The sequence below is a fragment of the Agrobacterium sp. D14 genome (assembly GCF_001526505.1).
In the GTDB taxonomy this organism is placed as follows: domain Bacteria; phylum Pseudomonadota; class Alphaproteobacteria; order Rhizobiales; family Rhizobiaceae; genus Agrobacterium; species Agrobacterium leguminum.
The window spans coordinates 32,507-43,669 of the sequence record NZ_ASXX01000026.1 but is presented as its reverse complement, the minus strand read 5'-3'; the positions used below and the strand labels follow the sequence as shown (position 1 = coordinate 43,669).

8 protein-coding genes and 1 pseudogene are annotated in these 11,163 nt (G+C 57.8%); 3 read left to right on the top strand and 6 right to left on the bottom strand.

The window, feature by feature from the left end:
* Positions 1-94: 94 nt before the first annotated feature.
* From L901_RS16175 to L901_RS16155, 5 genes are read right to left on the bottom strand one after another with little or no spacing between them, the layout of a single operon-like run.
* Complete coding sequence (locus tag L901_RS16175) at positions 95-1,057, bottom strand: glycoside hydrolase family 26 protein (RefSeq protein ID WP_003523822.1); 963 nt, start codon at positions 1,055-1,057, stop codon at positions 95-97.
* 13 nt (positions 1,058-1,070) lie between these two features.
* Entirely contained in the window at positions 1,071-1,574 is a 504-nt protein-coding gene (locus L901_RS16170; protein ID WP_003523821.1) for a DUF995 domain-containing protein, read from the bottom strand.
* A gap of 14 nt (positions 1,575-1,588) precedes the next feature.
* The gene (locus L901_RS16165) at positions 1,589-3,526 is read right to left on the bottom strand and encodes a glycosyltransferase family 2 protein (protein ID WP_059758594.1); all 1,938 of its coding nucleotides are present in this window, start codon (positions 3,524-3,526) and stop codon (positions 1,589-1,591) included.
* A complete protein-coding gene (gene galE / locus L901_RS16160; protein ID WP_020811999.1) occupies positions 3,523-4,506 on the bottom strand; it encodes a UDP-glucose 4-epimerase GalE in 984 nt (327 codons plus the stop codon). The genes L901_RS16165 and galE overlap by 4 nt, the downstream gene beginning before the upstream one ends.
* A 1-nt stretch (position 4,507) precedes the next feature.
* Positions 4,508-5,530 carry a UDP-glucuronic acid decarboxylase family protein gene (locus L901_RS16155; RefSeq protein WP_003506358.1) on the bottom strand — a complete coding sequence of 341 codons (1,023 nt, stop codon included), beginning with the start codon at positions 5,528-5,530 and terminating at the stop codon, positions 4,508-4,510.
* A gap of 393 nt (positions 5,531-5,923) precedes the next feature.
* Here L901_RS16155 and L901_RS16150 point away from each other — a divergent pair, with 393 nt between their 5' ends.
* Positions 5,924-6,274, top strand: a complete 351-nt coding sequence (locus tag L901_RS16150) for a hypothetical protein (RefSeq protein WP_059758592.1) — start codon at positions 5,924-5,926, stop codon at positions 6,272-6,274.
* Positions 6,275-6,333: 59 nt separating this feature from the next.
* Here L901_RS16150 and L901_RS16145 read toward each other — a convergent pair whose 3' ends face one another.
* Positions 6,334-7,107 (bottom strand): helix-turn-helix transcriptional regulator, encoded by a 774-nt coding sequence (locus L901_RS16145; RefSeq protein WP_035262289.1) that lies wholly within the window; start codon positions 7,105-7,107, stop codon positions 6,334-6,336.
* 913 nt (positions 7,108-8,020) lie between these two features.
* Between L901_RS16145 and L901_RS16140 the strand changes: the two genes are divergently transcribed.
* Both L901_RS16140 and L901_RS16135 read left to right on the top strand, forming a co-directional pair.
* Positions 8,021-8,986, top strand: a complete 966-nt coding sequence (locus L901_RS16140; protein WP_035262284.1) for a hypothetical protein — start codon at positions 8,021-8,023, stop codon at positions 8,984-8,986.
* 152 nt (positions 8,987-9,138) lie between these two features.
* Positions 9,139-11,156, top strand: a pseudogene (locus L901_RS16135) (hypothetical protein).
* The last annotated feature ends 7 nt before the right edge of the window (positions 11,157-11,163 follow it).

The following is an 11,163-nucleotide window of genomic DNA, read 5'->3' as shown; positions in this document are numbered from 1 at the left end:
GCGCCATATATGAGGCAGAGGCTGTGCTGGCGACGGCCAGCTAATATTGGACCGCCGGCGAGCGGCATCGCCGCTCGCCGGTTTTCGGCGTCGATCAGGCCTTGGCCGGGCGCACGACGCGCCAGTCCGGTCTGCCGAGATTGTGCGGCCAGGCATGAACATCCTTGTCGTTGAAATAGACGACCTCTTCCAGCTTCGGAAAATCCGCCTGTTTCAGCGTCACGTCATTCATCCACGGACGAACATAGGAATCGCCGCCTTCATAACCCAGTTCGGCAACCCAGACCGGCTTGTTGAAGGTTTCGACAAGTCCATAGCCCTTGCGCAGCAGATCGGTGAAGGTCTTCGGTCCGCCATATTCGATCTTGTCGTATTCCTCGAGACCGAAGACCGAGAGGCCGACCAGATCGGCATAGCTGTCACCTGGGTAGTAGGCCTGCAGACCGTCCAGACCTTTCGGTGACCACATCACCTTGACGCTGGGAACCGCCTTGCGGGTCATGTCCACCATGCGTTTATACGCCGTGATGTAATCACGCGGGTTCCAGCCCGACCACGAGAAGCGGCCGGACGTGTCTTCCATTTCCTGTCCCCAGCGCAGGATCAGCGGACTTTTCATCGCCGACATGCGTGCGGCGATCGCCTGCATGTTCTGGTCGTAGTCGCCTCTCATCACCTTGCGGCGCAACTCGTCGGAGGTGAGCCGCCAGTTAACGTCCCAGGACCAGGGTTCTACCGTGATCAGCACGTTGCGCTTGCGCTCCAGAGCGTAGGCATCCGCAAGTGCGAGACTGTCGAGATCCACGTCTTCCCAGGGCAGGAACAGATGTTCCGACGCCACCCCGGTCTGGGCCGTGAAATCGCCGTGCGGATCGTAGGCACCGAAACGGATGCCGTCCGCATGCAATGTCGGTCTTTTGTCGGCAAGTGTCTTCATGCCCGTCGACGTCATGGGGGCGACACCCTGTGCGTCGAGCTTGAGCACCGGATACATGCCGGCGGTAAAGGCTGCGGCGGCACCACCTGCGAACAGAAGTTTTCTTCTTGTTATCTGCATGACACCTTACTCCCTACCTTGTTGCCGTCATCGCCTTGTCGTAAGCGGCGATCTGCGGCGTGACATCGTCCTTGCGGACGAGCTTGAGGAATTCATCGCCAGGGCGTGGCGGGTTGTGCCGGAACACGTACCATGGCCCGCCCTGCTTGCGCTGGTAGAGCACCTTGCCAATGCGGCCATGGTCGAAGCAGGTATCGGCCTTGCCGTTTCCTGCAGCGCTTTTCCAGGTGGCGCGCATGCACAGGGTGCCGTTGGCATCGACGGTCCAGCGGCCTTCACCGATGGACTTCTTGCCCTTTTCTTCCGTTGCGGCGATGAATTTGCGGTCTTGGGCGATGAAGCGTCCACCGCCCGTTTCCCATTTCCAGGTCTTGTCGAAGTACATGTCCACGACTTCGCTGGTTCTGAGCGGTTTCGGCGTCTTCGTGCCGCCTGCAGCGTGGACCGCGCTTGGCACGACCACCGCAAGACAGAGTACGAAAGCGGAGAATCCGCATTTGCTTATTGTTGTTTTCATCACAGCCTCCTCCTTCATTGTCCGACCCTATTGTCGGCCAGCATGATCTCTCCGGTCGCCACCGCCGGCGGCGGCGCCACGATGGGTTCCGCCTGCATTTCCTGCGGTCCGCGCAATCCCGGTACGGTAATGCGCAGTTTCAGACGCACCGATCTCGCACCTTCCACGCCCGCCCCGGCGACCGTGAACCGCGTTTCGGTAAAACTGACATAGGGCTGCCCGTGCGACAGGGCCTCCAGCCCGCCGATCGCATGGGAGCTGAGCTGTACGGCACTGCCCGCCACCAGCAGCAACGAACAGGCGGCGGCGGTCGCTCCCCCGCGCAATGCCGGCAGCTTTGGCAAGCCGTTTTCCATCGCATGGCGGATGAGCAGAAATACCGAAAGGCCCGCATAGATCGCCACATTGATGGCGGCGAAGACGAAGAAGCCCTCCGCCCCGTTTTCCCGCGGCGCCAGAACCATGGCCACGAGGCTGAGCGCCGCCAGAAGAATGTAAGGCGCGACGACCCTCAGCGGCAGCGGCGGTTTTGCCTGCGTGCCCTTGGGGGTGATGCGGAAATCGACGAAATCGCCACGGATCGTGTCGCGTATCGCCGCCAGCACGCCCATCAGCGACCAGGGCCAGCGCAGGAACAGAAATACCATGGCCTCCCAGCTGAAGAGCTTCGCATCATGCGGACGGAATGCACCCGTGGCCCGCCAGAAGAAGGCAAATACGATCATGATCAGCGAAACCGGCAGGAAATGCGCCAGAAACGCCGGATAGGATGCATTGACCAGCACATCGCCGCGCATCAGCGCAACGGCGGGAAGCACGAACATCAGCGCCATGAAGCCCGAGAACAGCGGATACCAGAGCTGCGAAAACAGGAACTGGAACTTCAGCCGCGGCGGCAGCTTCGGCACGTAGTGCCTTGAATATTGCAACAGAATGGTCATCAGGCTGCGCGACCACTGGAATTCCTGCACGATGAGATCGGCAAAGGTCACCGGCCCGTCGCCATGGGCGATGGCGTTGACGGCGTGAACGCCGCGCCAGCCGCCGGCATTCATCAGAAGCGTGGTGGAATGATCCTCGGCAAGCTCCGGCCCAAGGCCGCCGACTTCCCGCAGGGCTTTCGTGCGCACGGCATAATGTGAGCCGATGCAGAGCGGCGCCCAGCCATTATTGTAACCCAGTTGCAGCGCGCCATGCAGGCTCGCCTCGGCATAAAGCCTGCCGCGCGCGGCCCAGCTTTCACCGGCATTGGCGTCGCAGATGCTCGGGGCCGAAACATATCCAACCTTCGGATCGGCAAAGGGACGAACGATCTCGCGCAGATAATCCGGTTCCGGCACATGATCCGCATCGAACTGGGCGACGAAATCATAACGCTCGTAACCGTAGTGATCGTAGAAATAAGCGAGATTGCCTTCCTTGCAGCGTGTGCGCCGCGGCCAGGTCTTGCGATGATACTCGGCAACACCCTGTCGGGTGGAAACGAAAACGCCGTGCGCGCCACACCATTTCAGCGTTTCCGCATCCGGAGCCTCGTCGGCAAGCCAGACGTCGAATTCCAGGCCCTTCTGTTCGAGCATGGCCAGCAGCGTCTTCTGCACCACCGCAAAAGGTTCCGACGGCGCCTTGGTGACGACCATCGCTACCCTGCCCTGTGGCAGAGGGGAGCGCCGGTCGACAACCTTCGCGTTCAGAAAGATGAAGATGAAATAGGATGGCAGAAGCGTGATCCACGCGAGCGTCATCGTAACGACGGTATAATAGGGCCAGTCGATGACACGATCGCGATCGAGCCACCAGATCCAGAAATAAGCGAGCGTCACCAGCCAGCCGCCAATGCCGAGAAGATAGGCCGTGCGGTTCCAGCCGGCAAAGACCGGCAGCATCCGCAAATCACTGGCGACGGCTACCGCCCGGGCCGATGGAACGGAAGGGGTGGAATGGGCTTTCATGACCGCACCTCCAGTCCGAAACCGGGACCTGCCGTCCGGATAATGGTGTCGATATCCGAACGCTTCGGGATAAAGCCGAGCGTCTCTTCCGCACGTTTTATATCCGCGAACAGGGCTGGCGGATCGCCGGCGCGCCTTGCGCCGAAATGGACCGGAACTTCCTGCCCCGTCACGCGATGGATCGCCCGGATGATATCGCCGACCGATGTACCGTGACCGGAACCGAGATTGACGCGCAGCGTCTCTCCGCCCTCGGCAAGATAATTGACGGCAGCCACATGGGCATCGGCCAGATCGCTGACATGGATGTAATCGCGAATGCAGGTGCCGTCGCTGGTGTCGTAATCCGCCCCGAAGACATCCAGTTGCGGCAGCCTTGCGGCAGCCGCCATCAGTGCCCGCGGGATCAGATGGGTTTCAGGCTCATGGCGCTCGTAAAGCTCACCGTCCGGGTCGGCCCCGGCGGCATTGAAATAACGCAGCGCCACGAAACGCAGACCGTAGGCGGCGGCATAATCATCAAGCGCCATTTCGAAGATCAGCTTCGTGCGCCCGTAAGGATTGACCGGCATTTGCGCCGTTTCCTCACGAATGGGCAATTGCGGCGGCACGCCATAGGTGGCGCAGCTGGAAGAAAACACCAGCCCGCCGATATTCTGGTCGAGACAGGCATCCAGCAGCGCAAGACTGCCGCCGACATTGTTGCGGTAATATTTGCGCGGATCCTCGACGGACTCACCGACATAGGCGTTGGCGGCGCAATGGATGACGAAGGCCGGCGAAAACTCCTTCAGCGTGGCTTTCAAAAGGCCGCGATCCAGAATGTCGCCCTCGATGAAGGGACCCCAGCGAACCGAATCCGCGTGACCCGTCGAGAGATTGTCGTAAGCGATGGGCTTGAAGCCGGATTGGGCCAGCGCCTTGCAGATGTGGCTGCCTATGAATCCGGCCCCGCCCGTGACGAGGATTGTGCGGGGCATCTCATACGGCCTCCGCCACAGTCTTGCCGGCCAGCAATGCATCGAAATAGACGATGGTTTTTTCCAGGCCGATTTCGAGCGGCACGCGCGGCTGCCATCTCAACAGTTCCTTTGCCCGCGAAATATCGGGGCGGCGCTGCTGCGGATCGTCGATCGCGGCAGGCAGATGCACGATGCGCGAACGGGAACCCGTCATGCGGATGACGATATCGGCAAGCTGCCGCACCGGAATTTCCGTCGGGTTGCCGAGATTGATCGGCCCGGTGCAATCCTTCGGCTTGGCCGAGAAGCGCAGGAAACCGTCGATCAGGTCATCGACATAGCAGAAGGAACGGGTCTGGCTGCCATCGCCGTAAATGGTGATGTCGGCGCCCTTCAGAGCCTGGACGATGAAGTTCGAAACCACACGTCCATCATCGGGTCGCATGCGCGGCCCATAGGTGTTGAAGATGCGTCCCACCTTGATATCGACACCGAAGCTACGGTGATAATCGAAAAACAGCGTTTCGGCGCTGCGTTTCCCTTCATCGTAACAAGCTCGCGGCCCGATTGTATTTACATTGCCGAAATAGGTTTCCGGCTGCGGATTGACGTGCGGATCGCCGTAGACTTCCGATGTCGATGACTGCACGACGGTTGCACCGCATCTGCGTGCCACTTCCAGTACATTGACCGCCCCCAGGACATTGGTGAGCAGCGTGCCGACCGGATCGCGCTGATAGTCTGGCGGCGAAGCCGGCGAGGCGAAGTTGAAGATCAGCGAGACATCGATGTCATAGGGTTTGCGCACATCGTGCTCAACCAGCAAAAACCGCTTATTGTCCCGCAAATGCGCCACATTCGCGGTGCGTCCGGTCGAAAGATCGTCGAGACAGATCACCTCGTGACCGCAGCTCAACAGGCGCTCGCAAAGATGGGAACCGAGAAAACCGGCGCCGCCATTGACGAGAACGCGTTGGCCAGGTCTCCATTCGGAGTAGATGGTGACGCCGTTGTCGTGTTCGTTGGGAACGAAATTACGCATTACACACTCCTCCCCATGAGGAATCAGCGCAGCTGATTCACCTAAACTGGATCAAACTCCCGATTGTACGATATCCTGAATATCATCCTCCGGTTTTTACTTCTTCTGGAGGTTTAATATTTCGATCAGATAAATTTCAACTTTCATGATAGGCGCAGCAGAAAACAGGTCAACTTCATTTTATCAAAATATTACAATTGATTACCCAAAATTACTCAAAATAGCCCCTTTATTTAATACTTTTTAACTATGCCTCTATTATGCCTTTCTTATTGAGCATTAGCGCAAGCTTCGCTCAACCAGTCGGGGCTATCCTGGTTTTGTAAGGCTCGGTCCACCGGGAACAAAACCGCCCGGCGAGATGCGACAGACAGTCGATTTCAGGGGACACACATGACGAATGAAATGCCTTATTCCCATAGCGGCAAAGCAGCCCGCCATTGTCGCTTCGCGCTTGTTGCCGCAGCACTTGTAACTTTCACCTTCGCGACGGCTTCATGCTCCGTGGTCGAAGACGCCGTTCTCATCAAGACCGCGTCGGCCAATACCGCCACGACCAAGAGCAGGGTCGTTCCGGCGAAGGCATCCTACGGTTATCAAAAAACCGGCAACGCGGCCGTTACGCTTGTTGCCGATGCCTCGGGCACACCCGCGGCATCGCGGCAGTCCTACTCGGGCTCCTCTCCCTATATCTGCTCACCGAGCGGATTCGGGCAGAAATCCCGCTGCTTCCTGAGGCCCTGAGCCTCCTGAAGAAATACCGGAGGGAACTGGCGTCCGGACGGCTCTAGCCGCCCTGACGCTCAGTTCTTCCAGCCGCCGGAGAACGTCGTGTCTTCATCTTTGTTGAAGAAGCGCGACGCCGCCTCCGTGCGGTTGCGCACGTTCATTTTCTTATAGATATTGCGAACGTGAACCTTGACGGTGTTCTCGGACAGATGCAGCCGATCAGCGATGATCTTGTTTTGCGTTCCTTTGCAAAGCAGGTCGAGGATTTGCACCTCACGTGTCGTCAGCGCCGCCACGTCGCTCCTGCTTGCGGCAAGGGCATCGGCGCGGTTAGCGATCACGGCATTGCTTTGAACGCTCTTGCTGTTGACCGAAGGCGAATAGGGCGTGAGCTTGCCGAGAAGAGCAGCAGGAAAATGTTCCCCGCCCTTCATGAGCAGATCGACGGCCGCCATGAACACATCGAGCCTGAGGTTGAGCGGCAGCACGCCATCGATGACGCGCATTCCCACCAGCCTTTTAAGCGGCTCCTCGAATTTATCGATGGTTTCGACGACGAGCGCGATCGGCGCATCGGGATGTTTTTCCCGAACCTCCGAAAGAACGGCATGAAGACGATCCCCCGACATCCGGTAAGGCAAAACCAGCCGTACATTGTTACCGTAGTCGTCCTCGATGCCCGCCGACGACCTTACGCTCACCACCGCGAATGTGGGGAACTTTTTGCCCAGCGCCTCCATGAGGCACTCGGAAAACAGGTCCGGATCCGCTATGACCAATAAAGTTCCATTTATAGGAGCAACGGCGTTTTTTTGTTTTGCCGCATAATCTGACGTTCCCATGAACATTGACGCCTCCCTCAAGCGCTTACGCATTACTTTCTTTTGGTTGTGCAGTCTGTTGTCCGCCGGCTATCTTTCCCCTGAATACTTGGGGGCGATTCTCCGCTTTAGGCCATGTCAACTATCATTAATTACCCGTTAATTAACACACGCTAATACGAAAAGCTGTGTAAATAAATGGCCCAAACGGGTTATTTTTTACAATTGACATACAAAATAGGTTACGCAGAGATAGAATCATTCATTCTGTAACCGCTGCAAAAACAATCACATCGGAAAAGCTTTCGCTGTGGTTTTGCCTTCCGGGAAAATATAACTTTTAGTTGATATCCCTTTACATAGCTCGCCGGCGAAGCACGCTGGAGCCTGTTCCTTTTCGGGATAAAGGCCTTTTCCCACCGAAATAAACCATGTTTCTCGAAAAAGCCGCCCTGCCCGGACGAAGCGCCTTTTTTTTGAGGCCAAACCGGCGAAACGACCCGCCGGACAACCGCCTGCGACATATATATTCGGGTAAAGCGCCGATATGTTTAGCCCGAATTGATATCTAGGAAGCGCGATTTTTCTGCGGCACAGTCTGACCGTCGCTGAACGGCGGCCGATGGAAAGACACCTCCGGCCTTGACGTGTGTTTGAAAAACGCCGGTCCCTTTTCAAGAAAACATGCAAGCGAAAAGACGAAGCCACCGCGCTCCCCTTATGGAGCGAGGAACGGATTTGTGCGCCGTTTTACCGAGTAGCGCACAAGGGCTGAACGAAAAGAGCCCGCTCACGGGCCACTACCGAACCGCAGATGATGCGTACCGAGTGCATCTGCAAAACATCAATCTTCATGCTACCCGGGGCAAGCGCGAAAAAATCCCGTTTGAGATGAGAGGGATTTCGAAAGCTGCTCCGAGCTTTTTCGGAGGAAATCGAAATGGGTTATGATCACAAGGCATCCGGCAGCGACGACGATATCACCAAGATCGGCGCGCTTTCCGATGGTTTCGCCAACACGTCGACCAATGACGCCAAGGTGGAAGACAGCAACGTCGGCACCGCAAACGGTGAAAACCGCAACAACGACAACAGCGACAACAGCACCAATGTGGATGTTGACGCCAAGATCGATGTTGAAGCCAATAACGGTGACAATCGCGACAACGACTATGACTGGAGCTATGACAGCAAGTCCTATAGCGACAACGACACGACCACCAAGACCAGCACCGAAACCAATACCGACATCAAGGTCGATTACGACTGGAGCTATGAAAGCAAGTCGTACAGCGACAACGACACCAATGTGAAAACGATCACGGATACGGACACAAAGACGTCCAACTATTCCGACAACGACACCTCCACCAAGACCACGACGACCTCCGACAGCTTCAACTCCGCAGACAGTTTCTACAAGTCGGATGACGACTTCGGCAACATCACGGGCGTCAAGGATGTCGGCAATCTCGGCATCGCCGGCGGAGACCTCACCTTCAATCTGGGTGACGACTTCTCCTTCACTCTCGATGTCGACAACATCCTCAACGGCTCGCTTAACGGCGATGGCAACGACACCGGCTTCAGCATGGTGCAGGCCAACCACCTGGCGGATCAGGATGAGGCCTACGACATCAAGATGCAGAATGGCGGTGCGGAAAACCACCTGAGCGCCAATGCCGGTGACGCCTTCGGCGCCGAAGGCATCGACGGCAAGGGATGGGACCTCAAGGCCGGCGACGACGCAGCAGGTACCAGCACTGCGGATGCATCGGCAATCCTTGCAAATTCCGGCTTCCATCTGGAACTGGTGCAGGGCGCCAACATGCTCTCCAACGCAGTTGATGTCACGATCACAGGCGGTAACTCGCATGTGTCTGATGTCGGTGAGGATCACTCCTGATAACCACCTCTTGACGAAAAGAGCTGCACCGGCACCCGCCGGTGCAGTTCGCGGTTGAAGGACCGGGGTTGCGTAAAACGAAGCACCGCCTCCAGGACGTGTGCCCTCCGCAGCCTTAAGGCTCTGCCGCGATGATCAGGGAGGGACCTCCAATGCATATCGACAAGATTTCGGACATGATTGCGCATTTCATCGGCCTGTTCGACACGGTGATCGAGGAAGCGCGTCTGAGAACCAACTACAGCGAAGGCCCGGCGCATTCCGATCCGGACCGTTTGCCGGACGATGAAGCAGCAAAGCTGCTCGACAAGAACTATGACGTTCCGCTCGAGGACTACGATCCCGGCGTCAACTACCGCGCCGGCTATTATGATTTCGATTATCTGCAGCCGCATTTCGCGCGCATGGTCGAACACGACATGCAGCGGCTCGCAGATGCCATCCCTGTCGATATTTCCGGCGTCAATTTCCGTTTTCCCGGCCGGCTTTCCTTTGAGGAGGAATATGAGCTGGTGGTTCACACCGGCCCCGGTTCGGTCATTGCGCATGTGGCGCAGGTCAATATTCTTCAGGACGACGACTATCTGAACATGACGGACGGCCCCTATGTGTGGCGCGACACCAGCTTCGTTACAGAGCGCACCGTCGAATTCTACAATGAAGCGTCCGTCTTCACGCCTTTCGCCGGTTTCCAGCGCACCGACAGTTACGACGCCCTGCAGGCGCTCGCCAAATCCGCGCACGACTATATCGACCATGCCCGCGAAAACGACGTGACGTCGCTCGGCACCGGTGCGGATCAGGATTTCGTTCTGGCCGGCAATGACATCCACGGGCTTTACATCAATGGCTCGATAGCCAGCGAAAAGCCGATGCTCGACGACTATATGCCCGATCGCGGTATCGCCAAGCCGGCGGAAGAGCCGGAAAAGAGCGATGTTTCGCTGCATGAGGACAGCCCCGCCGGCAACAGCCTCGACGTCGCCGCAGGCGCCAATGTCGTCGCCAACATCGCCACGCTGGTCAATACCGGCGTCATGACGTCGGTAACCGCCGTCATGGGCGACTATCACCAGATCGACGCGATCACCCAGGCCTATATCTATAGCGACCGGGACGAGATCGACTCCGTTTTCACACGGTCGGAAGATCAGGCGGCGACGGCAGCCTTCAATATCGCCAGCTTCGAGCGCAGCGTCTATCCGGGCGCGGAAAACACGGAGAACAGCAGCCAGGAAAACGGCGAACCGCCGATATTTCCGACCGCCTGGCGCGTCAGCGTGCTGGAAGGCGACGTTTCCTTCGTCCACTGGATCGAGCAATACCAGTTCGTCAGCGACAACGACACGATGACGATAACGACCTCGGGCGCCACCGTCAGCCTGCTGACCGGCGGCAACGCCGCGCTCAACATTGCGAATTTCCTCGGCATCGGCATGCAATACGACCTGATCATCGTCGGCGGCAATGTGCTGGACATGAACATCATCAGCCAGATCGCCGTGCTCTACGACAATGACTGGGCGCGCGCCAATCCCGATGCGCCGGACGGCGCCACCATCCAGTCCGGCAACAACCTGCTGTGGAACGATGCCGCCATTCACAATGTCGGCAGCAACGACCGTTTCGAAACCATGCCGGACTATATGAACCAGACGGTGAACGCCATCAACGAGCGCGATCCCAACATGCCGGATGCGCTTGCCCATGACGTCAATTTCGCCGGCTATGAGGGTTTGAACGTCCTCTATATCACCGGCAATCTCTACGATGTCAGCATCATCAAACAGGTGAGCGTGCTCGGCGATTCCGACGATGTGACGCAGGCCGCGGCCAAGGTTCTCGAAAATAACGAGGACGCCACCGTCCATATCGATACCGGCAGCAACGCCGTGGTCAATCTGGCCCAGATCGTCGACTACGAAGCTTCGGCTCCACCACCTATGTCGCCGGCGGCGTTTATTCCGATGCCATACTGATACAGGGCGGCATCATCGAAAACGACACGTCGCAACCCCAGCAAGGCCAACTGGCAAACGAGGTCATCGCCTTTCTTCACGACGATCCCGCCACCATCGAAAACGAATCCAATGGCGTCATCAATGCCGGTCACGACCTGTCATGGTCGAATGCCCATCCGGCCGACGTCATGCAGACGGTCGTTGCGTAACCCCTGG